This is a genomic window from Qipengyuania sp. SM2512 (assembly GCF_054954005.1).
The window spans coordinates 2,595,489-2,618,590 of the sequence record NZ_CM143134.1 but is presented as its reverse complement, the minus strand read 5'-3'; the positions used below and the strand labels follow the sequence as shown (position 1 = coordinate 2,618,590).

Here is a 23,102-nt window from a genome sequence, read left to right as displayed (position 1 = left end):
CAGGCGCGCGTCTGCCCCATCGGCGTGGTACACCCCCACCCGGCCTCCCCCTCAAGGGGGAGGAGCAGAGTGGGACAATCTTGAGATCGGGCTCTAGGGCGCGCCGTCGAGCATTTGCTCGAGCCCAAGCGGCGAGAACGGACCGATCGCCAGCTGCTCGAACACCCCGATGCCGTCGAGATCGGCGCCGGTCACCGCGACCGGCATCTGGACATGCAAATTCTCCGGCGCGAGCGGATCGAGGCTGGCGAGGTCGATATCCTCGCGCTCGACACGGAGCGCGCCGTGGTGGATGCCGTGACCCCATTCGGGATGGGTGTAGCCCAGCCCGCGCATCTGGAACCGGCCGAGCGGCTCGAGCCGGAGCTGTTCGGGCGCGCCCTTGACCGCCAGCGACAGTGTCCCGCCGCTGGGCCAGCGGGTCCCGCTCTCGAGCCGCGCACGCATCCCCCCTGCACCTTCGTTGAGCCCGGCGGCATCGGCGCCGTCGGGCGCCCAGACCGCGCGGGTGTTCCAGGCGTTGCCATGGCTGTCGGCATTGACGTGGAAGAACAGGCTGCCGTCGGGGAAGTTGATCGGAGTCCATTGCCAGAAGAAGCCGAGCTGCGGGTGGCCGGGGATCGGCTGCGGATCGCGCGCGCCGACCGGGCGGACGCCCCAGCTGCGGTCGCGCGTGCCGCTGGTACCCGGCGCCAGCGCGCGGCGGTCGCCATCGACCTCGATCCAGCCCTCGTAATGGCCGTTCTGCGTCATCCGCGTGTAATCCATGAAGGCGCGCGGACCGATGCGGTGGATGAAGCGGGGCTCCTCGATCGGGAAGGAGCGCCCGGTGAACTCGACCTCGGCGGCCAGGCCCTCGAAGGGCTCGAGCCGCACTTTCAGCCGTTTGAGCGGTTCGATCACCTCGACCTCGAACGGGCCGACCGAGAGATCCATCCGCTCCATTCCCAGCTCGCGGCTTGCGTGGACGCAGTACTGCACCCCGTCGCGGACGACGTTGAAATGCGCGTCGATCACATCGAGATGCGGATAGATCCCCAGCGCGGCGGCGAAGAAGCCGCTGCCGTCGGGGGCATAACCGTTGAAGAAATAGCGGTCGTAGAAATTGCGGTCGGTGCCCGCGAAGGCCACCGGCTCGGGTGTCTGGTGGATCGGAAAATCGTCGCCCCTCGACAAAACCATCACTCGTCTCCCATCAAGGCGGCGATACTGTCATGCTCCAGCGCCAGCGAACAGGCCCCGCGTGCCATCGAGAGGAAATTGGCGTCGCCGCGCACCGTCCGCTCGACGAAGGCGGCGCTGAACACCGCGGTCGAGACCCCATGGAGCGCGCCGAGGCGATAGTCGCGCTGGATGTCGGTGCGGGTGAGCGCGACCCCGCGCGCCGCCATTTCCAGCAGGTAGAGATCGAGCAGCTCGTCCTCATGCGCGCGCCACATGGCTTCTCCCAGCCCGCAGCCGAGCAGATAGGCGACATCGGTCATGCCCCGGCCGGTTGCAGTGGTCTGCCAGTCGAGCACCGCGATCGGCTCCTGCCCTCCGCGGACGTCGAACAGCATGTTGTCGAGCCGGAAATCGCCGTGGATCAGGCATTGCGGCGGATCGCGGCGGGTGAAATAGCGCTCGCTCTGCGCCGCGAGCTCGTCGCACAGCGCCATCATCGCCGGGTCCAGATTGTCGCGGTAGCGCTCGCGGAAGATCGCCTGCGCCTGGGGATACATCTGCGCGACTCGCTCGGCCTGCCCGGGGGGCGGTTGCAGCCAGTCGGCCCCGAGCAGTTCCGCCTTGCCCCAGCTCGGCGCGTGGATCGCGGCCGCCTGACGGGTCGCGGCCTTCGCATCCTCGAGCCCGCAGCTGGCGACTTGGTCGCCCTGCCGCGCGGGGCCCAGGTCCTCGAACAGCAGCAGGAAATCGGCGCCCTCCTCCGAGACATCGACGAAATGCACCCGCGGCACCCGGACCGCGAGGTGCGGCGCCGCCCGGCGGTAGAATTCGACCTCCTTGCGGTAGAGCCCGAACATCGCCGCGGTCCCGCGGCTCGTCGCATCCGCCGCAGGGAATTTCGCCGCGAGCGTTCCGGTCTCGCCGGAATCGCCGAAAGCTACCGTGAATCGGACGCTGTCGCCGACCTGCCCGGTCCCGATCGCGTTCCATTCGACCGCTGCCACTGGCCGGCCGAGCACATCGCCCAGCCATCGGGGTGTGACTGCATCGGGATGCGTGGGAAATCCTGCCAAGCTTCTCTCCTCCCTGTCAGGCAGTCCTTTTGGACTTGTCCTTTGCTATAGGGGGAACGCTAGTCGGGCCGATGCGTCCTGACAATCAGCCACGTCGGCATGCGAGAGGGGAAGCAGGCAATGAACGGACCAATCGACTGGGCCGCATCGATCGGTGCGGTGCTCGCAGCCTCGATGATCGCCTTCGATCTCGGCCGCCGCGCCACCGCATGGGGATTCGTGCTGTTCTGCGTCGTTTCCGTCATGTGGATCTACATCGGGCTCAGCACCGGCGCGATCCCGCTCGCCGCGATGAACGGCGTGCTGCTGCTGATCAACGCCTGGGGCGTGTGGCAATACTGGTTCCACCCCAAGAACCGGGCGGCCGAGGCATAGATCCAATCCCAGGATCGAAGCGGCGGTCGATCAGCGCGCGCGCTTCCCGAAACAGGCACGGCCCGCATAGCGTGCGCTATGGCCGAGTTCCTCCTCGATCCGGATCAGCTGGTTGTATTTCGCCAGCCGGTCCGAGCGGGCAAGGCTGCCGGTTTTGATCTGCCCGCAATTGGTCGCAACCGCGAGATCGGCGATGGTCGCGTCCTCGGTCTCGCCCGAGCGGTGGCTCATCACCGAGGTATAGCCCGCGCGCGTTGCGATATCGACTGCATCGAGCGTCTCCGACAGCGTGCCGATCTGGTTGACCTTGACCAGCAGCGAATTGGCCAGGCCCTGCTCGATACCCATCCTGAGCCGCTCGGGGTTGGTCACGAACAGGTCGTCGCCGACCAGCTGGACCCTGCCGCCGATCTTCTGTGTCAGCAGTTTCCAGCCTTCGAAATCGTCCTCGCTCATCCCGTCCTCGATCGAGGCAATCGGGTAATCCTCGCACAGTTTCGCGAGGTAGTCGGCCATTTCAGCGGGGGTAAGCGAGATTTTCTCGCCCGCCAGATCGTAGCGACCATCGGCGAAGTATTCGGTCGCGGCGCAATCGAGTGCCAGCAGCACCTCGTCGCCGGCCTTGAACCCGGCCTGTTCGACGGATTCCATGATGAAATCGAGCGCGGCGCGGGTGCTGGCGAGGTTCGGCGCGAAGCCGCCCTCGTCGCCGACCGAGGTCGAGAGGCCCTTCTGCGCCAGCCCCTTCTTGAGCGTGTGGAAGATCTCCGCCCCCCAGCGTACGCCCTCGGCGAGGCTGTCGGCGCCCACCGGCATGACCATGAATTCCTGGATGTCGATCGGGTTGTCGGCGTGTTCGCCGCCGTTGATGATGTTCATCATCGGCACTGGCAGGACGTGCGCCGAGACGCCGCCGACATAGGAATAGAGCGGCAGGCCGCGCGCATCGGAGGCCGCTTTGGCGACCGCGAGGCTGGTGCCGAGGATGGCGTTGGCACCGAGCCGGCTCTTGTTCTGCGTCCCGTCGAGTTCGATCATCACCATGTCGATGTCGCGCTGGTCCTCGGCATCCATCCCGAGGATGGCGTCGGCGATCTCGGTGTTGGCCGCCTCGACCGCGTTTTGCACGCCCTTGCCATGGTAACGGCTCGGGTCGCCGTCGCGCAATTCTGCCGCTTCATGCGCGCCGGTCGAGGCGCCCGAGGGCACAGCCGCGCGTCCGAAACTGCCATCGTCGAGCAGCACGTCGACCTCCACCGTGGGGTTGCCGCGACTGTCGAGGATTTCGCGAGCGTGCAGGTCGATGATCAGGGTCATTGTGGCGGACTCCGTCGAAGTGTTGTAAATCGCTAATACACCCCCAGATGGGGAGTTCGGGTCGCTCTATGCCGCGGAACCAAGCTCCGCAAGTTGCGTTGCAATATCGAGGCCGGGCCGTTCGAGCTGCCCGGACAAGAACTTTGAATCGAGGGGATGACCGATGGCACAAACGCCCAGCAGCAATAACGAGAAGGCGTCGACGAAAACCGCCGCCAAGCAAACCACCGCCGCAAAGCCGCGCAAGACTGTGGCGAAGACCGGCGTAGCCAAGGAGACAGCACCCATGACCAACACCGCAACCTCACCCAATACGGCCACCGCCAATCCCGTCGCCGCGGGCACTGCCGAGACGGGCGCGAGCAACGAGCATCGCGCCGAGGCCAAGACGCGCTTCAATGCTGCGGTCCAGGAAGCCAAGGCCGGTGCTGCCGCGCTGCGGGCCGAAGCTGGCGAGCGTGCGAATGCGTATCGCAGCCAGGCCCGCGGCAAGGGCGAGGCCCTGGCTGGCGACGCCAAGGGCTATGGCGCCGAAGCCAAGACCAAAGGGCGCGAGCTGGCCAATGAAGGCAAGACCAAGCTGAGCGGAGGCATCGCTTCGCTGAGCAAGATGGTTGCCGAGAACGCCCACGTGGTCGACGAGAAACTCGGGGCACAATATGGCGACTACGCCCGCACCGCCTCGCGCTCGCTCGACGATACGGCGGCCAAGCTCGACCAGAAGTCGATCGACGAACTGACCGAGGACGGCCGCGAATTCGTTCGCAAGAGCCCCGGTCTCGCAATCGGCATGGCCGCCGTCGCCGGCTATATGCTCTCGCGCATCTTCGGCGGCTCGCGTCGCTGAACGCGCACGGGATCGAAGCATGACCGGATTGGATAGCGACATCGCAACGAAGCAACCGCATATCGGCGCGACCGATCTGCCCGATCCATATCAGGACGGCGAGGGGGAGGCGAGCCCTCCCCCTCCCTCCCTGCTCGACGATCTGGCGGCGCTGTTCGAGGACGGCAAGACCTATGCCCAGGCCGAGGTCGCCTATCAGAAGAGCCGCGCCGGCTATGTCGGCGAGCAGACGAAATTCGCCCTCGCCTATGGCGCGGGCGCACTCGGCCTGTTCCACCTCGCAGCGATTGCGCTGACAGTGGGTCTCCTGATCTCGCTGATGACGCTGGTGGGTCCGTGGATCGCGACCGCGATCGTCACGCTCGCACTGGGCGTTCTCGGTCTTGTGCTAGCACGTAAGCTGCGCGCGAAGATGCTCGAAATCCGTTCTGCCTTTGCGGAGGACGGCAAATGACCCATGCCCGCCTTAGAATGATCGAAGACCTTCACCTGCGCAATTCGGCCAAGGCGCTTGTCGAGGCCGACATCGCGCATCTGCGCGCCGATCTCGCCGAGCGCGGGCTCGGCGCGCGAGCGGCCGATCGCATCGCCGAGGGCGCAACCGACGTATACGAAGAAGCGGTCGAGGTCGCTGCGGACAACAAGGGCGCTCTGGCCGCGATCGTCGCGGCGCTGGTGCTGTGGTTCGCGCGGCATCCGGTCCTCCAGGCGCTGTTCGGCGAGGATGCGGACGAGCGCGACGACGAGGACGGGGATTACGACGATCGCTACCACCGCGATCAATACCACGACGACGCGGAACAGGGTAGCCGCTGGCATCGTTGACACCCAGACATCATATTTCGGAGATTACCATGAGTGAAGAGACCGGCACCAAGATCCTGACCGATGAAGACAAGCGCGCGCGGCTGCGCGAGAAGATCGGCGCTGCCGAGCAGCGCAACGAGGACCGCAGCGTTGGCGACATCGCAAAGGATGCAGCCGACACGGTGACCGAGTTCGCCAAGCGCCACCCGCTGGCAACCGTCGCCGGAGCAATCGGGCTTGGCCTCGCAATCGGCGCGATGACCCGCCCGGGTCGGCGCCTGACCCGCCGCACCGGTATGCTTGCGGCGATGGCGGCGGATACCGCCATGAATTACGGGCTCGATGCCTTCGATCGCGCAGGAACCGCTACCTCGGCGGCGGCGCGGTCGGGGTCTGACGGCCTCCAGGATCTCAGCGAAACGCTGAGTTCCGCGGCGCGCAGCTTCCGCCGCGACGCGGCCTACCGCGCGGATGTCGCCGGTGACGCGCTGCGCGGCACCAAGCGCCGCGCAGGGCGCAAGGCTTCGCGCACCATGCGCGACCTGCGTTCGCGTCTGAACCACTGATCGTCACGCGCGAGCCGGACGATCCGGACGCAGGAATTCGAGCGGCGCGACGGGCTTGCCTGTCGCGCCGCTTGCTTTATGGGGCGCGGCACCCCCTCCCCCAGGACATCCAGACGAAGGCCCGACCGCCATGGAAGAAACCACCGCCAAGCAGACGCTCTATCTCGTGATGGGCGGCCGCGTTTCCGATCCCCGGACCATGGAGTTCAAGGACCCGGAGTCGGTCCACGTCGTCGGCGTTTATTCCGACTACGAGACAGCGGAAGAGATGTGGCGCGCCAATGCGCAGCGCACCGTCGACGATGCCGAAATGAAGTATGTGGTCGTCCACCTGCACAAGCTGCTGGACCCGAGCTTGTAACGACAACGCCGGGGCCCGCATAAAGCGGGACCCGGCGCTCCGAACAAATGCTGCCGGGTGCTCCCCGGCAGGCCACCTGGCTAGATGTACTCGATCTTGTCGACGAGGTAGAACTTGTCGCCCGAGGGAACGGTCACTTCGACTTCGTCCTCGAGCCGCTTGCCTATCAAGGCGCGGCCGATGGGCGAATTGTACGAGATCCGCCCGTTGTTCGCATCGGCCTCGACCACGCCGACGATCTGATATTTGACCGGTTTGTCGTTCTCGTCGAGTAGCGTCACGGTGGCGCCGAACTGGATATGGTCGCCCGACAGCGTGGTCGGATCGATGATCTGCGCGCGGGTCACCTTGTCCTCGATATCCGCGATGTTCATCTCGATCTGGCCCTGGCGTTCCTTCGCGGCATGGTATTCCGCATTCTCGGACAGATCGCCATGAGCGCGCGCTTCCTCGATCGCATCGACGACGCGCGGACGCTCCTCACGAAGAGCCCTGAGATCGGTCATGAGCTTCTCATAACCCTCGGCGAGCATCGGTACCTTATCCATTCGGACCAGTGTCCTTCCTGTTGTCGATTCCGGCAATTCGCGGCTGCGCCGCTCTTGGGAGCGGTTCGATCAGCGTGGAATGTCCGGAAGGATAATTGTCAGCTAGCTATAATAGTCTTGCAAGGAGCGCACTTCAAGCTCGTCGGGGCGAACTTCCGCGATCGCGCGCGCGGCGGCGAGTGATGCGGCGGCGGTGGTGTAGGAGGGAACCTTGCGATCCAGCGCCGAGGCGCGGATCGATTGCGAGTCGAGCAGCGACTGCCAGCCCTCGGTGGTGTTGAAGATCAGATCGACCTCGCCGTCGATGATCGCGTCGACCACATGCGGGCGCCCTTCGGCCACCTTGTTGACCCGCGTCACCGCCAGACCCTGCTCAGCGAGGTAGGCCTGCGTCCCGTCGGTCGCTATCACCTTGAAGCCCATGTCGATCAGCGTCCGGACCGCGGGCACGATCACCGCCTTATCGCTCTGCTTGACCGAGACGAACAGCGTGCCGGCGCGCGGCAGGACCATCCCCGCCCCCATTTGCGACTTGAGGAAGGCGGCGGGGAAATCGGCATCGATCCCCATCACCTCGCCGGTGCTCTTCATCTCGGGCGAAAGCGCCGGGTCCGAACCCGGGAAGCGCGCGAAGGGGAACACCGCTTCCTTGACGCTCATATGCTTAGGGCGAATGTCGAAGGGCTCGAAATTGGACAGCGGTTCGCCCGCCATCACCCGCGCCGCGATCTTGGCCACCGGCCGGCCGATCGCCTTGGCGACGAAGGGTACGGTGCGGCTTGCACGCGGGTTCACCTCGATCAGGAACACTTCCTGGCCGTCGGGTCCGTCCTGCACCGCGAACTGGACGTTCATCAAGCCGCGGACGTCGAGCGCGAGCGCCAGTTGCCGCGCCTGGCGTTCCATTTCGGCGATGATCTCGTCGGGCAGGCTGTAGGGCGGCAGCGTGCAGGCGCTGTCGCCCGAGTGCACGCCCGCTTCCTCGATATGCTGCATCACCCCGGCGATGCGGACCTCGACCCCGTCGGAAATGACATCGACATCGCATTCGATGGCGTCGCGCAGATACTGGTCGACCAGCACCGGGCTGTCGCCCGAGACGTTGACTGCAGTGGCGATGTAATCGTCGAGCTGGGCTTCGGAATCGACGATCTCCATCGCCCTGCCCCCGAGGACGTAGCTGGGGCGCAGCAGCACGGGATAGCCGATGGTCCGCGCCACCGCCGCCGCCTCGTCGCGGCTCTTGGCGATGCCGTTGTCAGGCTGCTTGAGCTTGAGCTTGTTGACCAGCCTGGCGAAGCGCTCGCGATCTTCCGCAAGGTCGATGGCGTCGGGGCTGGTGCCGAGGATCGGGATGCCCTCGCGCTCGAGCGCGGCGGCGAGCTTGAGCGGGGTCTGGCCGCCAAGCTGGACGATCACCCCGACCAGCTCGCCCGCCTGTTGTTCGACGCGCAGGATCTCGAGCACGTCCTCCTCGGTCAGCGGCTCGAAATAGAGTCGGTCGGAGGTGTCGTAATCGGTCGAGACGGTCTCGGGATTGCAATTGACCATGATGGTCTCGTAGCCCGCCTCGGCCAGCGCGAAGCAGGCGTGGACGCAGCAATAGTCGAACTCGATTCCCTGCCCGATGCGGTTGGGTCCGCCACCGAGGATGACGATCTTGCGGCGGTCCGAAGGCTGCGCCTCGTCCTCGGCCACTCCGAAGCTCGGCGTCTCGTAGGTCGAATACATATAGGGCGTCACCGCCTCGAATTCAGCGGCGCAGCTGTCGATCCGCTTGAACACGGGTTCGACCCCGAGCTTGCGGCGCAGATCGCGGACCTCGCGCTCGCTGGTGGCGCCGGCCATGGCGCGCAGCGCATCATGGAGCAGGCCCGAACGGCGCGCCTGAGTCTCGCCCAGCCCGCCCGCGACGCCCACCGAACGCACCGCCAGCGTGGCAAGGCGCTTGTCGGAAAAGCCCATCGCCTTGAGCCGCCGCATTTCGACGGCATCGCGCGGCAGGCCATTGTGCGCGAGCATGCGCTCTTCATAGACGATCGCTTCGATCTGGCGCAGGAACCACGGGTCGAACCCGGTAATCGTCTGGATTTCCTCGACCGTCAGATCCTCGCGGAAGGCCTGCGCGATCCGCAGGATGCGCTCGGGCGTGCGCTGCGACAGCGCCGCAGTGATCTTGTCCTTCGATACACCCTCGAGCTCGGGCACGCGGTTGAAACCGTCGAGCCCAGTTTCGAGCCCGCGCAGCGCCTTCTGCATGCTCTCGGCGAAACAGCGCCCGATCGCCATGACCTCGCCCACTGATTTCATCGCGGTCGAAAGCTCGGGCTTGGCGCCCTTGAACTTCTCGAAGGCGAAGCGCGGGATCTTGGTGACGACATAGTCGATCGTCGGCTCGAAGCTCGCCGGGGTCGCGCCGGTGATCTCGTTGGTCAGCTCGTCGAGCGTGTAGCCCACCGCCAGCTTGGCGGCGATCCGCGCGATCGGGAAACCCGTTGCCTTGGACGCCAGCGCGGAGGAGCGCGAGACACGCGGGTTCATCTCGATCACGATTAGCCGCCCGTCCTCGGGATTGACCGCGAACTGAACGTTGCTCCCGCCGGTCTCGACCCCGATCTCGCGCAGCACCGCGATGCTGGCCGAGCGCATGATCTGGTATTCCTTGTCGGTCAGCGTCAGCGCCGGAGCGACGGTGATCGAATCGCCGGTGTGGACCCCCATCGGATCGACGTTCTCGATCGCGCAGACGATGATGCAATTGTCCTTGGCGTCGCGCACCACCTCCATCTCGAACTCTTTCCAGCCGAGCAGCGATTCCTCGATCAGGACCTCGTTGGTGGGAGATGCCTCGAGCCCTTCGCGGACTATCCGCTCGAACTCGGCCTTGTTGTAGGCGATGCCGCCGCCCGTGCCGCCCAGCGTGAAGCTGGGGCGGATGATAGAAGGCAGCCCGGTGCGCTCGAGCACCGCATGCGCCTCATCGACCGAGGTGGCGATCCCGCTGCGCGCACTTTCGAGCCCGATCGCATCCATCGCCTCGCGGAACCGGTTGCGGTTCTCGGCCTTGTCGATGGCATCGGCCTTGGCGCCGATCATCTCGACGCCGTATTTCTCAAGCGTGCCATCGGCATCGAGCGCCAGCGCGCAGTTGAGCGCGGTCTGCCCGCCCATCGTCGGCAGCACCGCATCGGGCCGCTCCTTGGCGATGATCTTGGCGACGATCTCGGGCGTAATCGGCTCGATATAGGTCGCGTCCGCCATGTCCGGGTCGGTCATGATCGTGGCCGGGTTGGAATTGACCAGGACGACCCGGTAGCCCTCCTCGCGCAGCGCCTTGATCGCCTGCGTGCCCGAATAGTCGAACTCGCAGGCCTGACCGATGATGATCGGCCCGGCGCCGATGACGAGAATCGAGGAGATGTCGGTACGTTTGGGCATTCAGGCGGCTTTCGCTACGAATAGCCCCTTCCCTCGAGGGAAGGGGTTGGGGATGGGTGTGCGGCGATGGCGGACAAGAAACTGACCGGCGTATCGCGCAAGCTGCGCAACAATATGACCGATGCGGAGCGCCGCTTGTGGTCGCACCTGCGCGCGAGCCAATTGAGCGGCACCAAGTTCACCCGCCAGTTTCCGATCGGCGATTTCGTGGTCGACTTCGCCTGCCGATCCTTGCGCCTCACGATCGAATGCGACGGTGGCCAGCATTCCGGCAGCCTTACCGACGAAGCGCGAACCCGCGTGATCGAAGCCCACGGCTACAGGGTCATTCGCTTCTGGAACCACGACATAATCGAGAACACCGACGGCGTGCTCCAGACCATCGCAAAAGAAATCGCCCTCGCCCGCAACGAGCGCAGCTGATCCCCCCTTCCCTTGAGGGAAGGGGTCGGGGGATGGGTGTACGAAGCCCACAATCTCGCACCCGGCCATCACCGCCGAACCCCCATCCCCAACCCTTCCCCAAGGGGAAGGGAGCAGGTCGGGAGAGAGGAGATGTCGGTGCGTTTGGGCATTTACGACCCACCCTCGGTCGTCAGAGAGGCGCGCTTGACGTTTACCAGCATCGTGTTCAGTGGCGCCTCGCCGCATCCGACTGCAATCGCACTCTCGTCGGGCCCGAGGCGCCTCCTCACCACCAAGAAACTTTCCCCGTCGACGATGTGCAATTCGTGGGTTCCGGAAGCTGCACCATTCCTGATGCTCTCCAAAATAGGCTCGACTGTTTCGCCGTCCTCAAACCGGTATGTATATTGCGCTCCGAATGTCTCATTCGTCAAAAAATCGATCACTCTGCTCTGGTCTGCGAACCTGTCGACGCACTCTTGCGGGGTCTCGGGTTTGGACGAACATCCGGCAGCCAGGCATAGCAGGCCAAGAGCAGAGGCAGTATCACGAATCCTCACCCCAACATCCCCACGAACTTCTCGAACAGATAAAAACTGTCCTGCGGGCCCGGACTCGCCTCGGGGTGATATTGCACCCCGAAGGCGCGCTTGCCGGTGATGGCGATGCCGCAATTGGTGCCGTCGAACAGCGAGACATGCGTTTGCTCGACGCCCGCGGGCAGACTGTCGCCATCGACCGCGAAGCCGTGGTTCATGCTGGTGATCTCGACCAGTCCGGCGCTGTCGCCCCAGCCTTCCCCGACCCGCTGGACCGGGTGGTTGGCGCCGCGGTGGCCCTGAAACATCTTGGCGGTCTTCGCGCCCACGGCGAGGCCGAGCAGCTGGTGGCCCAGACAGATGCCGAACAGCGGCACGTCGCGTTCTAGCAGCGCCCGGATCACCGGCACCGCGTATTCGCCCGTGGCCGCAGGATCGCCCGGGCCGTTGGAGAGGAATACGCCGTCGGGCTTGAGCGCGAGGATGTCCTCCAGCGTGCTGCGCGCCGGGACCACGGTCACCTTCGCCCCTGCCCTGACCAGATAGCGGAAGGTGTTGTCCTTGGCGCCGTAATCGAGCGCGACGACATGCGGCCGCTCGCCCTGCCCGGCGCCGTAGCCATGGCCCAGCTGCCAGTGCCCGCCGGTCCAGTCTTCGTGGCCCTCGCGGGTGACGCGCGGGACCAGGTCGAGCCCTTCGAGCCCCGACCACTCGGCCGCCTGCGCCTGCAGCGCCGCGATGTCGAACTGGCCCTTCGGATCATGCGCGATCACCGCATTGGGCGCGCCGTGGATGCGGATGCGGCGGGTGAGCGCGCGGGTGTCGACGCCCGAAAGCCCGATCTTGCCATGCGCGACCATCCAGTCGGCAAACTCGTGCTGCGCGCGGAAATTGGAATGCTGGGTAACCTCCTGCCGCACGATGCAGCCGACAGCTCCCAGACCGCGGCTCTCGTGGTCCTCCTCGTTCGCGCCGGTGTTGCCGATATGCGGGAAAGTGAAGGTGACGATCTGGCTGTCGTAGGAGGGATCGGTCATCACCTCCTGATAGCCGGTCATCGCGGTGTTGAAGCAGATCTCGCCGACCGCGCTGCCGGTGGCGCCGAAGCCCTTGCCCCAGATGCAGCTTCCGTCGGCGAAGACGACGACTCCGGTGGCCCCTTGCGGTTGCGCGTGCGAAGGTGCGGGACGGGCCATGGGCGCTCCGGTGTCAGGGGTTTCGGCAATGTGTGCTAAGGCCCAGCGGCTAGAGCGCGGCGGGCCTTTCGTCAACAGGAAGGCTTGCCGACGACGGGAAGGCTTGGCTTTGCGCCCTGGCCTTCTATGTCAGCCCCGATCCATCCACACTTTAACGAACGGCCGTTTCCATGATCCGCGACACCATCAAATCCGCCACCACCGCCTCGATGAAGGCCAGAACCAAGGATCGCACCGCGACGCTGCGGATGATCGCGGCCAAGATCAAGGATCGCGACATCGAGCTGCGCACCGCCGCCAAACAGCCCGAGGACGACACGCTGGTGATCGAGGTGCTGCAGAAGATGGCCAAGCAGCGCCGCGAATCGATCCAGATGTACGAGGATGGCGGGCGCGAGGAACTCGCGGCCAAGGAGCGCGACGAGCTCGCGGCGATCGAGGAATTCCTCCCGCAAATGATGAGCGAAGAGGAGACGCGCGCGGCGGTCGAGAAAGCCAAGGCGACGACCGGCGCGCAGGGCATGAAGGACATGGGCAAGGTCATGGCCGAGCTCAAAGCGCGCCACGGCGCGGTGCTCGACGGCGCCAAGGCCAGCGCGATGGTCAAGCAGAGCCTGCAGTGATGCCCGCTAGAACCGCTATTTGCGCCGCGAGACTCGAACGGCGTTAGGCTGCGCCGATGGCCCTTTCTCCCCAATGGCTGGACGAATTGCGCGCGCGGATCACGCTCAGCACGGTGATCGGACGCCATGTTCGGCTGCAGAAGGCGGGGCGCGAGTTCAAGGCTTGCTGCCCGTTCCACGACGAAAAGACCCCCAGCTTCACCATCAACGACGCCAAAGGCTTCTACCATTGCTTCGGCTGCGGGGCGCATGGCGATGCGATACGCTGGATGACCGACCAGCGTGGCTTGGCGTTCATGGATGCGGTCAAGGAGCTGGCGATAGAGGCGGGAATGGAGGTCCCGGCCCCCGATCCGGAATCCGCTCGCCGTGCCGAGGAGCGAGCGGGGCTGCAGGATGTGACCGCCGCGGCGCAGGAATGGTTCGTCGCCAATCTGGGCTCGAGCGAAGGCACTGCGGCGCGCGGCTATCTCGCCAGACGCGGATTTTCCCCGGCGACGATGCGCGAATTCGGTTTCGGCTACGCCCCCGAAGGCCGGCAGGCGCTGGGCCGTGCGCTGGCGCGCTTCGAGGAGCCACTGCTGGTCGAGGCGGGGATGCGGATCGCGGTCGAGGAGCGCGAACCCTACGACCGCTTCCGCGATAGGCTGATGCTCCCGATCCAGGACGCGCGCGGACGGGTGATCGCTTTCGGCGGGCGCATCCTCGATGCGGAGAGCAATCCCAAGGCGCCCAAATATCTCAACAGCCCCGACACGCCTTTGTTCGACAAGGGGCGCACGCTCTACAATCTCCACCGCGCCGCGCCAGCCGCGCGCCAGTCGGGGCGGATGATCGTGGTCGAGGGCTATATGGACGTGATCGCGCTGGCCGAGGCGGGGATCGGCGAGGCGGTGGCGCCGATGGGCACCGCGCTGACCGAGCAGCAGCTCGAACTGCTGTGGCGCCATGTCGAGCGCCCGATCCTGTGTTTCGACGGCGATGCCGCAGGCCGGCGCGCCGCGATGCGCGCGATCGAACGCGCGCTGCCATTGCTGCGCCCCTCGCACTCGCTGGCGATCGTCCAACTCCCCTCTGGGCTCGATCCCGACGATCTGTTGCGGCAGGAGGGCCGCCAGGCGCTGGAGAACCTCCTAGCGGGCGCGAGCAGCCTGCTCGACATGCTGTGGCAGGTCGAGCGCGAGGCGACGCCGCTCGCCTCGCCCGAGGACAAGGCCGGGCTTAAACAGCGCCTCCTCGATCATGCCGAGACGATCGCGGATCCCGATATCCGCGCGCTCTACCGCCGCGAATTGACCGAGCGATTTTCCGCCTTCGCCTTCCCCAAGCGCGAATGGACACCGCGCGAACCGTGGAAAAAAGGCGGCCCGCCCCGCCCCGCCCCGAAGCTTGCCCCCGAAGCGGCTGCAAAGCTTCGTCATGTCATCTCGGGCGGTGGCCGCGATTCGCTCGCGGGCGCGGTGATCGCCGGGCTGGCGCGCTTTCCGGACCAGATCGTGCGTCACGAAGAGGGCCTCAGCGACCTCGCGATGCGTGACCAAAATATCGGTCCGGCGATCGATTTGCTGCTCGAAACGGCGGAAGCGCTTGATTTGTCCGGTGGATCGCCCATATCGCCTATCCAAGGCCTGCCTGCCCCACCGGAAACCTCTCGTTTCGCCTTCCTCGATGAAGGCACAGACCCGGATGATGCGCGCGAGGAGCTGGCCGAAGCCGTGTCGTTGCTGGTCGAAAGACCCGCGCTCGAAGCCGCCCTGGCCGATGCCACGGCGCGTTTCGAAAGCGATCCCGAAGGCGCTTTCGCCGAGCAGCAGCGCCTGCTTAGGCGCAAGCTGGAATTCGAGGCGCGACTCGGGCAAATGGCAAGCAAGCGGGCCAGCAGGGCCCGGCAGGAATCAGACAGCCGCTCCGCGGATTCCGCGGATGCGGCCCATACAACGGACTGACGCGACACTTATGGCCAGCAAGTCGAAGACCGCCGAAAAAGAAGACGCTCCTCTGATCGACCTCAACGAGGCCTCGATCAAGAAGCTCATCGCGAAGGCGAAGAAGAAGGGCTACGTCACCTATGACGAGCTCAACGACGGGCTTCCTTCGGCCGAGATGAGCCCCGACCAGATCGAGGACATCCAGACCGCGCTGAGCGAGATGGGTGTCCAGATCGTCGAGAACGACGAGGAAGCGGAAGCCGAGGCGGAGGCCGAGCGCGACGACGAGGTCGAGGAGATCGCGACCACGGGCGACAAGAAAGAGCCCAAGACGCCGACCACCAACGTCACCAAGAAGCTCGCCGTGGGCGAGCGCACCGACGATCCGGTGCGCATGTATTTGCGCGAAATGGGCGCGGTCGAGCTGCTCAGCCGCGAGGGCGAAATTGCCATCGCCAAGCGGATCGAGGCCGGTCGCGACATGATGATCATTGGGCTGTGCGAAAGCCCGATCACCTTCCACGCGATCATCCACTGGTCCGAAGCGCTCAATTCCGAGGAAATGCAGCTGCGCGAGATCCTCGATCTCGACGCCATGCTGTCCAAGGAACCCCCGGCTGACAAGATGGCCGAGGATGCCGAGGACGATGACGACGGGGAAATCTCCGAGGAAACCGCCGGTCCCACCATCCGCGAAGACGAGGATGAGGACGAGGACAGCGATTCCGAGGACGAGGACGGCGAAGAAGGTTCGGCCAAGAAGGACGACGAAGAGGAAGAGGACAACACCATGTCCCTTGCTCAGATGGAGGCCGCGCTCAAGCCGGACGCCATCGAACGCTTCGCGCGCATCAAGGACCTGTTCAAGAAATTCGAGAAGCTCCAGGGCGAGCGGGTCGACCTGCTCGGCCGCGGCGAGGATTTCCCGGCCGCCAAGGAGAAGAAATACGAGGCGCTGCGCGAACAGCTCACCGCCGAGGTCGAGAGCGTCCAGTTCCATGCGAACAAGATCGAATTCCTGGTCGACAATCTCTACGCCTTCAACCGCCGCCTGACCGCGCTGGGCGGCCAGATGCTGCGTCTGGCCGAGCGTCACAAGGTCAAGCGGGTCGACTTCCTCGAGGCCTATATCGGCAATGAGATGGACGACGACTGGCTGACATCGCGGGTCAAGAAGGACAAGAAGTGGGCCGCCTTTGCCGACAAGGAAGCCGATGCGATCGACCGCATCCGCACCGAAATCAGCGATATCGCCAGCCAGACCGGCATGGCGCTCCCCGAGTTCCGCCGCATCGTCAACATGGTCCAGAAGGGCGAGCGCGAGGCGCGCATCGCCAAGAAGGAAATGGTCGAGGCCAATCTGCGCCTGGTGATTTCGATCGCCAAGAAATACACCAATCGCGGGCTGCAATTCCTAGATCTCATCCAGGAAGGCAACATCGGGTTGATGAAGGCGGTCGACAAGTTCGAGTACCGCCGCGGCTACAAGTTCTCCACTTATGCCACCTGGTGGATACGCCAGGCGATCACGCGCTCGATTGCCGATCAGGCGCGCACGATCCGCATCCCGGTGCACATGATCGAGACGATCAACAAGCTGGTCCGCACCAGCCGCCAGTTCCTCCACGAGGAGGGCCGCGAGCCGACCCCCGAGGAGATGGCGCAGCGCCTGTCGATGCCGCTCGAGAAGGTCCGCAAGGTGATGAAGATCGCCAAGGAGCCGATCAGCCTCGAAACGCCGATCGGCGACGAGGAGGATTCGCATCTCGGCGATTTCATCGAGGACAAGAACGCGATCATCCCGGTGGATGCCGCGATCCAGGCCAACCTCAAGGAAACCGTCACCCGGGTCCTGGCATCGCTCACCCCCCGTGAGGAACGCGTGCTGCGAATGCGCTTCGGCATCGGCATGAACACCGATCACACGCTGGAAGAGGTCGGCCAGCAGTTCTCGGTCACCCGCGAACGCATCCGGCAGATCGAGGCGAAGGCGCTGCGCAAGCTCAAGCATCCGTCGCGTTCGCGCAAGATGCGCAGCTTCCTCGATCAGTAGGCTTTTCGGCACGTCGAAAGAAAGTCCGGTGCAGACCTCCGGGGGGAGACCACCTCTGAATCCAGCATGCCCTCAATCGACCGCTTATCCGGGTGTCGATTTCGAGACCTTGTTCGAGCGCTCGCCCAATCCGTATGTGGTGCTCGATCGCGACCTCGTGATCGTCTGGATGAATGATTGCTATCTGCAGGTTACGGGGCGGACGCGTGCGGACATCGTCGGACGGCCGATGTTCGAGGCCTTTCCCAGCGCCACGGACTCGGAAAGTTACCGCCAGCTGCGCTCGTCCTTCGACCGGGTGCTGGAAAGCGGCGAGACCGACGAGATCGCTCATATCCGCTACGATATCGAGCAGGCCGACGGCACGATGGAGGAGCGCTACTGGAGCGCGACCCACACGCCGTTCAAGGATGAGGCCGGCCGGGTCACGCACATTCTCCAGCACACCGTCGATATCAGCGAGCTGCATGAGCTGCGCGGGATGCGCGAGCAGATGCGGGTGTACGAGCGCGCCGAACGAGTCGAGACGCGCAATCGCAATCTTTCCGAAGAGGCCCGCAGATTGCGCAATCTGCTGGAGAACACGCCGGGCTTTACCGCGGTGCTGCTCGGCGCCGAGCTGCGCTTCGCGATGGCGAATGCGGCATACCGGCGGCTAACCGGCAATCGACCGCTGGTCGGTCTGACCATCGAGCAGGCCCTACCCGAAGTGGTCGATCAGGGTTTCGTCGAGATCCTCGACGAGGTGTTCCGCACCGGCAACCCCTATTTCGGACGACAGGAACCGATCTTTCTTCGGATACAGGCCGATGCCGAACCCGAACAGGTCTATCTTGAATTCGTCTATCAGCCGATCATGGATGGCGACCGGCAGGTCACCGGGGTCTTCGTTCAGGGACACGACGTCACCGAGGAAGTGGAGTCAGCCCAGCGCCAGACCCTGCTGATTCATGAGCTCAACCACCGCGTCAAGAACACGCTCGCCATCGTTCAGGGTCTCGCGCAGCAATCATTCGGGCTCGACGAGAGCAACCGGTCGGGCCGCGATGCATTTGCCGCGCGGCTTGGCGCCCTGTCTGCGGCGCATAATCTGCTGACCTCGTGCAATTGGGAATCCGCCGAGGTGCGCAGCCTCATACAGGGATCGCTCGCCGCAGCGCTGGGGAACGCCGCCGAACGCTGCGAACTCGATGGCGCCGAAATTGTGCTGCGCCCCCAGCAAGCAGTCGCGCTTGCGATCATCGTTCACGAACTGGCTACCAATGCCCTGAAATATGGGGCCTCGTCGGTGCCCGATGGCAGGGTCGCGATCCAGTGGGTAACGGAAACGGCGGGTGAGACGGTGTCTATCGAACTGGATTGGAAGGAATCGGGCGGCCCACCAGTCGCCGCGCCGCAGAGCAAGGGCTTCGGCAGCCGGTTGATCCAGAGCGGACTGGGCGGGCGCAACGGGGCGGTTTCGATCGAGTACGAACGCAGCGGGTTGCATTGTCATATCAAGGGAGAAGTATGATCGAGGCCGGCACCACCATTCTCGTGCTCGAGGACGAAGCGATCATCGCCTTTGCGCTGGAGGACATGCTCGCTGCGGAGGGCGCGAAGGTCGTCATGGCGGCTACGTTGGATGAGGCCGCAGCTCTGATCGAAAAGGGCGGGATCGCTACCGCCGTGCTCGACGTCAATGTCCATGGCGAGAAGAGCTATGTCATCGGGGAGCTGCTGCGCTCGCTCGACATCCCCTTCGTCTTCGCGACCGGTTATGGCGACACCTCGCATCCACCGGAATTCGCCGAAACTCCCACGGTTTCCAAGCCTTACACGCATGAGCAGGTCAAGACGGCAATCGCCCGGGCACAGCTTGCGCTTGCCGGTGGAAGTGCTGGCTGAAAACGCTCTTTGCGGGGTGGAGAGAATCGCAAGGCTGACCTATGAGGCCGCCATGCGTATTGCCATTGCCTCCGACCATGCCGCGCTTGATCTCAAGGCCGAACTTCGCGACTGGCTGATCGCAGAAGGCCACGAGGTCGCCGATCTCGGCCCGGACACGGCCGACAGGGTGGATTATCCCGATTTCGGCTACTGCCTCGCGAACGTCATCGCGGATGGCACGGCCGAGCGCGGGATCGCACTCTGCGGCTCGGGGATCGGTATTTCGATGGCGGTCAATCGCCATCCCGAAGTGCGTTGCGCGCTCGTTTCCGAGCCGCTTTCCGCCGCGCTTGCCCGCGAACACAACGACGCCAATTGCCTCGCGCTCGGGGCGCGTCTTACGGGGAGCGACATGGCGAGGGCCTGCGTGTCCGCCTTCCTCGACACCGAATTCGGCGGCGGCCGCCACCAGCGACGCGTCGACAAGCTATCCGACCCCCAGATCGAGGACCGTTCATGAGCACTCAGCCCGCCCCCGCCGCCCAGTCTGCCGCTTCGCCGATGGACGGATTTTGGCACGACACGCTCGCCGAGGCGGATCCGCAGATCCACGAGGCGATCCGCAACGAGCTGGCGCGCCAGCAGGACAAGATTGAGCTGATCGCGAGCGAGAACATCGCCAGCCGCGCGGTGCTCGAGGCGACCGGCAGCGTGTTCACCAACAAATATGCCGAGGGCTATCCGGGCAAGCGCTATTATGGCGGCTGCGATTATGCCGACGTGGTCGAAACGCTGGCGATCGAGCGCGCCAAGGAGCTGTTCGGCTGCCAGTTCGCCAACGTGCAGCCCAACAGCGGCAGCCAGATGAACCAGGCGGTGTTCCTCGCGCTGCTCGAGCCGGGCGACACCTTCATGGGGCTCGACCTCAATTCGGGTGGGCATCTCACCCATGGCTCGCCGGTCAACATGAGTGGCAAGTGGTTCAACCCGGTCTCCTACGGCGTACGCCAGGAAGACGAGCTGATCGACATGGATGCGGTCGCCGCAACCGCGCGCGAGCATCGCCCCAAGCTTATTATCGCCGGCGGGACCGCCTACTCGCGCGTCTGGGACTGGCAGCGCTTCCGCGCAATCGCCGACGAGGTCGGCGCCTATCTGCTGGTCGACATGAGCCATATTTCGGGGCTGGTCGCGGGCGGCGCGCACCCCAACCCCGTCCCCCATGCGCATGTCGTCACCACCACCACCCATAAGAGCCTGCGCGGGCCCCGTTCGGGCGTGATCCTGTGGAACGCCGAGGCGCTGACCAAGCCGATCAACATGGCGGTCTTTCCCGGCATGCAGGGCGGACCGCTGATGCATGTCGTTGCGGCCAAGGCGGTCGCCTTCCGCGAGGCTCTGCGCCCCGAATTCGCCGATTACGCTCAGCGCGTTGTCGACAACGCGCGCGCGCTGGCGGCCAGCCTCGAAGAGCACGGGTTGCGCGTCGTCTCGGGCGGCACCGACAACCATTCGATGCTGGTAGATCTCAGCGCGAAGGACGTGACCGGCAAGGCTGCCGAGACGGGGCTCGACCGCGCCTGGCTCACCTGCAACAAGAACGGGATCCCCTTCGACACCCGCAGCCCCTTCGTCACCAGCGGAGTACGTCTCGGAACGCCCGCAGGAACGACCCGCGGTTTCGGCACCGAGGAATTCCGTACCATCGGCAAATTGATCGCCGAGGTCGTCGATGGGCTTGCCAGCGCCGGTCCCGAGGGCGATGAACGCATCGAGGAAAGCGTGCGCAGCCGGGTGAGCGAGCTGTGCCGCGCTTTCCCCGTCTATCCAAGGATGTAAAACCATGACCGAACGCAATCCGAACGATCCCAACTGGGTCGAAGACGCGAAGACCGAGATTTCCGGAATGGCGAAGGACGGGATGGCCCATCCCTCGACCAAGCCGGTGCTGGCCGGGGCCGCCATCGGCGCACTCGCCGGGGCGCTGCTGCCCGTAGTGAGCCTGCCACTTGGCCTGGTCGCGGGTGCGGGGTTCGCATTCTACAACAGGATCAAGAAATAACCTTCTGAATGCGCTGCCCTTTTTGTGCCCATGACGATAGCCAGGTAAAGGATTCGCGTCCGACCGAGGACAATGCCGCGATCCGTCGACGGCGGCAATGCGCGCATTGCGGCGCGCGTTTCACCACTTTCGAACGCGTGCAATTGCGCGAGGTGACGGTGGTCAAGTCCGGCGGCGACGGCAAGGCGGCGCGGCGCGAGCCCTTCGAGCGGCGCAAGCTCGAACAGTCGATCAGCCTCGCCTGCCGCAAGCGCGATGTCGCACCCGAGCGGATCGACCAGCTCGTCTCGGGCATCCAGCGCCAGGTCGAGACCGCGGGCGAAGCCGAAATCCCTTCCAGCCGCATCGGCGAGATGGTGATGGACGGGCTGCGCCAGATCGACAGCGTGGCCTATATCCGCTTCGCGAGCGTCTACCGCGATTTCAGCGAGGCGCGCGATTTTGAGGAATTCGCCAGCACCGTGCAGGAGGCAGCGCAGGCCGAGGCAACCGGCGGCCCCGCCAGTGGCTGAAGCCCCCGCAATCGTTCTGGTCCGCCCGCAACTGGGCGAGAACATTGGCAAGGCCGCGCGGGCGATGCTCAATTTCGGGCTCACCGAGATGCGTCTGGTGGCGCCGCGCGATGGCTGGCCCAACCCCAGCGCCGGCCCGGCCGCGGCGGGCGCAGACCGCGTACTTGCCGAGGCGAAACTGTTCGAGACCGTCGCCGAGGCGGTGGCGGATTGTTCGCATGTCTACGCCACCACCGTGCGCAAGCGCGGGGTGACCAAACCCGTCGTCACGCCCGAGGAGGCGGCCCGGGAGATCGACTCGGCGCAGGGCAGGTCCGCACTGCTGTTCGGACCCGAGCGTTCCGGCCTCGACATCCAGGATGTCGGTTTTTCACGCGCGATCATCACCGTGCCGATCAACCCCGAATTCGGCTCGCTCAATCTGGCGCAGGCGGTGATCCTGTGCGCCTATGAATGGTCCAAGACTCGGAAGCTCTCGCAGCCGACCCAAGAGGATATCTTGCCGCCCGCGCCGCAGGAGGAGCTCGACGGGCTGATCCGCCATCTGGAATCGATGCTCGAGCCCAAGGGCTATTTCATGCCCGCAATCCGCGACGAGGTAACGCGCACCACACTGCGCAACGTGCTGACCAAGCCGGGCTGGAACCACTTCGAGGTCCGGACGCTGCGCGGCGTGTTGACGACGCTGGCGCGAGCAAAACGCGACTAGCCCCAGCCGGCCGCCGAAATTCCGCTAGCCTCCCTCGATCATGCGGGCTAGCCGCTTCAAAACAAACCGAATTCAGTCAAGGATACTCTCTATGCGCAATGCCCTGTCCTCGCTGGCTTTGGCCTTCCTCGTGGCCGGGACTCCCGCGCTGGCGGCGGAGCCCGAACAGAAAGCCGCCCAAGGCGAAAAGGATCGACCCGCCGCTCAGGACGAGGCCAGCGAGCCGAAGAAGATATGCCGTCAGGTCGCGCTTCAGACCGGCAGCCGCCAGCGCGAGCGCGTTTGCATGACGAAGGGGCAATGGCGCGAGTTCAACCGCGGCGATTGAGGGATCTGCGCGTCGCTCAGACGGCGCTGCGAATCCGGTCCCATTCGACCGCTTCATAAGCGATCGAGCTTTCCACCAGCCGGTCCCAAATCTCCGCCAACTCCGCCGCCGGAAGCCCCCGCGCCTCGGCATCGATGCGGGCATTTGCGATCACCGCGGATTTGCGCGCTTCGTCGCGCACCGCGCCGCGGTCCTGCTTGATCCGTGCGGCCGCGTGCATGTAGCCGTAGCGGCGATCGAGCAGTTCCATCAGCGCGCGATCGGTGGCATCCACGCCGGCGCGCACCTCGCGCATATCGCTGCAGTCTTCGGGTCGTTTGATGTCGCTGTTCATGGCGAGGCGCACTGCCGCCCTCGCTCGCATTTGTCGAGCGCCGATCTC

General features: G+C 65.1%; 26 protein-coding genes. 18 read left to right on the top strand and 8 right to left on the bottom strand.

Annotation, left to right across the window (positions count from 1 at the left end):
* Positions 1–93: 93 nt before the first annotated feature.
* Both ACQ5J0_RS13055 and ACQ5J0_RS13050 read right to left on the bottom strand, forming a co-directional pair.
* On the bottom strand, positions 94–1,182 hold the full coding sequence (locus ACQ5J0_RS13055) for a hypothetical protein (RefSeq protein WP_462567944.1): 1,089 nt from the start codon (positions 1,180–1,182) through the stop codon (positions 94–96).
* Positions 1,182–2,237: a phosphotransferase family protein gene (locus ACQ5J0_RS13050; RefSeq protein ID WP_462567943.1), complete on the bottom strand. Its 1,056-nt coding sequence runs from the start codon at positions 2,235–2,237 to the stop codon at positions 1,182–1,184. The genes ACQ5J0_RS13055 and ACQ5J0_RS13050 overlap by 1 nt, the downstream gene beginning before the upstream one ends.
* A 120-nt stretch (positions 2,238–2,357) precedes the next feature.
* Here ACQ5J0_RS13050 and ACQ5J0_RS13045 point away from each other — a divergent pair, with 120 nt between their 5' ends.
* Positions 2,358–2,612, top strand: coding sequence for a hypothetical protein (locus ACQ5J0_RS13045; protein WP_462567942.1), 255 nt, complete (start codon positions 2,358–2,360; stop codon positions 2,610–2,612).
* Positions 2,613–2,642: 30 nt separating this feature from the next.
* Here the strand turns inward: ACQ5J0_RS13045 and eno are convergent, their stop codons facing one another.
* A complete protein-coding gene (eno, locus tag ACQ5J0_RS13040) occupies positions 2,643–3,929 on the bottom strand; it encodes a phosphopyruvate hydratase (RefSeq protein ID WP_462567941.1) in 1,287 nt (428 codons plus the stop codon).
* Positions 3,930–3,995: 66 nt separating this feature from the next.
* Positions 3,996–4,217 carry a hypothetical protein gene (locus ACQ5J0_RS13035; RefSeq protein WP_462567940.1) on the bottom strand — a complete coding sequence of 74 codons (222 nt, stop codon included), beginning with the start codon at positions 4,215–4,217 and terminating at the stop codon, positions 3,996–3,998.
* Here ACQ5J0_RS13035 and ACQ5J0_RS13030 point away from each other — a divergent pair.
* The 5 genes from ACQ5J0_RS13030 to ACQ5J0_RS13010 all read left to right on the top strand — a co-directional run bounded on the left by ACQ5J0_RS13030 (position 4,216) and on the right by ACQ5J0_RS13010 (position 6,510).
* Positions 4,216–4,776 carry a hypothetical protein gene (locus ACQ5J0_RS13030; protein WP_462567939.1) on the top strand — a complete coding sequence of 187 codons (561 nt, stop codon included), beginning with the start codon at positions 4,216–4,218 and terminating at the stop codon, positions 4,774–4,776. The two genes, ACQ5J0_RS13035 and ACQ5J0_RS13030, sit on opposite strands and share 2 nt — an antisense overlap.
* Positions 4,777–4,795: 19 nt before the next feature.
* Positions 4,796–5,230, top strand: coding sequence for a phage holin family protein (locus ACQ5J0_RS13025; protein WP_462567938.1), 435 nt, complete (start codon positions 4,796–4,798; stop codon positions 5,228–5,230).
* 17 nt (positions 5,231–5,247) lie between these two features.
* A complete protein-coding gene (locus ACQ5J0_RS13020) occupies positions 5,248–5,601 on the top strand; it encodes a hypothetical protein (protein ID WP_462567937.1) in 354 nt (117 codons plus the stop codon).
* Positions 5,602–5,630: 29 nt separating this feature from the next.
* Positions 5,631–6,149 carry a hypothetical protein gene (locus ACQ5J0_RS13015; protein ID WP_462567936.1) on the top strand — a complete coding sequence of 173 codons (519 nt, stop codon included), beginning with the start codon at positions 5,631–5,633 and terminating at the stop codon, positions 6,147–6,149.
* 130 nt (positions 6,150–6,279) lie between these two features.
* Positions 6,280–6,510: a DUF4170 domain-containing protein gene (locus tag ACQ5J0_RS13010; protein ID WP_462567935.1), complete on the top strand. Its 231-nt coding sequence runs from the start codon at positions 6,280–6,282 to the stop codon at positions 6,508–6,510.
* An 80-nt stretch (positions 6,511–6,590) separates the two neighbouring features.
* Here ACQ5J0_RS13010 and greA read toward each other — a convergent pair whose 3' ends face one another.
* A complete protein-coding gene (gene greA / locus ACQ5J0_RS13005; RefSeq protein WP_462567934.1) occupies positions 6,591–7,058 on the bottom strand; it encodes a transcription elongation factor GreA in 468 nt (155 codons plus the stop codon).
* A gap of 102 nt (positions 7,059–7,160) precedes the next feature.
* Positions 7,161–10,496 (bottom strand): carbamoyl-phosphate synthase large subunit, encoded by a 3,336-nt coding sequence (carB, locus tag ACQ5J0_RS13000; RefSeq protein WP_462567933.1) that lies wholly within the window; start codon positions 10,494–10,496, stop codon positions 7,161–7,163.
* Between the two features lie 66 nt (positions 10,497–10,562).
* Between carB and ACQ5J0_RS12995 the strand changes: the two genes are divergently transcribed.
* Positions 10,563–10,919 (top strand): endonuclease domain-containing protein, encoded by a 357-nt coding sequence (locus ACQ5J0_RS12995; RefSeq protein ID WP_462567932.1) that lies wholly within the window; start codon positions 10,563–10,565, stop codon positions 10,917–10,919.
* A gap of 538 nt (positions 10,920–11,457) precedes the next feature.
* Here ACQ5J0_RS12995 and carA read toward each other — a convergent pair.
* Positions 11,458–12,636 carry a glutamine-hydrolyzing carbamoyl-phosphate synthase small subunit gene (carA, locus tag ACQ5J0_RS12990; RefSeq protein WP_462567931.1) on the bottom strand — a complete coding sequence of 393 codons (1,179 nt, stop codon included), beginning with the start codon at positions 12,634–12,636 and terminating at the stop codon, positions 11,458–11,460.
* Positions 12,637–12,806: 170 nt separating this feature from the next.
* Here carA and ACQ5J0_RS12985 point away from each other — a divergent pair, with 170 nt between their 5' ends.
* The 11 genes from ACQ5J0_RS12985 (at position 12,807) to ACQ5J0_RS12935 (ending at position 22,720) form a co-directional block, all read left to right on the top strand.
* A complete protein-coding gene (locus tag ACQ5J0_RS12985) occupies positions 12,807–13,259 on the top strand; it encodes a GatB/YqeY domain-containing protein (RefSeq protein WP_462567930.1) in 453 nt (150 codons plus the stop codon).
* A 56-nt stretch (positions 13,260–13,315) separates the two neighbouring features.
* Complete coding sequence (dnaG, locus tag ACQ5J0_RS12980; RefSeq protein ID WP_462567929.1) at positions 13,316–15,205, top strand: DNA primase; 1,890 nt, start codon at positions 13,316–13,318, stop codon at positions 15,203–15,205.
* 10 nt (positions 15,206–15,215) lie between these two features.
* The gene (rpoD, locus tag ACQ5J0_RS12975; protein ID WP_462567927.1) at positions 15,216–17,240 is read left to right on the top strand and encodes an RNA polymerase sigma factor RpoD; all 2,025 of its coding nucleotides are present in this window, start codon (positions 15,216–15,218) and stop codon (positions 17,238–17,240) included.
* Between the two features lie 139 nt (positions 17,241–17,379).
* Entirely contained in the window at positions 17,380–18,753 is a 1,374-nt protein-coding gene (locus ACQ5J0_RS12970; RefSeq protein WP_462567926.1) for a sensor histidine kinase, read from the top strand.
* Positions 18,750–19,127 (top strand): response regulator, encoded by a 378-nt coding sequence (locus ACQ5J0_RS12965; protein WP_462567925.1) that lies wholly within the window; start codon positions 18,750–18,752, stop codon positions 19,125–19,127. The genes ACQ5J0_RS12970 and ACQ5J0_RS12965 overlap by 4 nt, the downstream gene beginning before the upstream one ends.
* A 52-nt stretch (positions 19,128–19,179) precedes the next feature.
* The gene (gene rpiB, locus ACQ5J0_RS12960; RefSeq protein ID WP_462570121.1) at positions 19,180–19,629 is read left to right on the top strand and encodes a ribose 5-phosphate isomerase B; all 450 of its coding nucleotides are present in this window, start codon (positions 19,180–19,182) and stop codon (positions 19,627–19,629) included.
* Positions 19,626–20,948 (top strand): serine hydroxymethyltransferase, encoded by a 1,323-nt coding sequence (glyA, locus tag ACQ5J0_RS12955; protein ID WP_462567923.1) that lies wholly within the window; start codon positions 19,626–19,628, stop codon positions 20,946–20,948. Before rpiB ends, glyA begins: the two co-directional genes overlap by 4 nt.
* Positions 20,949–20,952: 4 nt before the next feature.
* Complete coding sequence (locus ACQ5J0_RS12950; RefSeq protein WP_462567922.1) at positions 20,953–21,171, top strand: hypothetical protein; 219 nt, start codon at positions 20,953–20,955, stop codon at positions 21,169–21,171.
* 8 nt (positions 21,172–21,179) lie between these two features.
* Positions 21,180–21,683 (top strand): transcriptional regulator NrdR, encoded by a 504-nt coding sequence (nrdR, locus tag ACQ5J0_RS12945; RefSeq protein ID WP_462567920.1) that lies wholly within the window; start codon positions 21,180–21,182, stop codon positions 21,681–21,683.
* On the top strand, positions 21,676–22,392 hold the full coding sequence (locus ACQ5J0_RS12940) for an RNA methyltransferase (RefSeq protein ID WP_462567919.1): 717 nt from the start codon (positions 21,676–21,678) through the stop codon (positions 22,390–22,392). Before nrdR ends, ACQ5J0_RS12940 begins: the two co-directional genes overlap by 8 nt.
* A 91-nt stretch (positions 22,393–22,483) precedes the next feature.
* Positions 22,484–22,720, top strand: coding sequence for a hypothetical protein (locus ACQ5J0_RS12935; protein ID WP_462567918.1), 237 nt, complete (start codon positions 22,484–22,486; stop codon positions 22,718–22,720).
* 16 nt (positions 22,721–22,736) lie between these two features.
* Here ACQ5J0_RS12935 and ACQ5J0_RS12930 read toward each other — a convergent pair whose 3' ends face one another.
* The gene (locus ACQ5J0_RS12930; protein ID WP_462567916.1) at positions 22,737–23,054 is read right to left on the bottom strand and encodes a chorismate mutase; all 318 of its coding nucleotides are present in this window, start codon (positions 23,052–23,054) and stop codon (positions 22,737–22,739) included.
* Between the last annotated feature and the right edge of the window lie 48 nt (positions 23,055–23,102).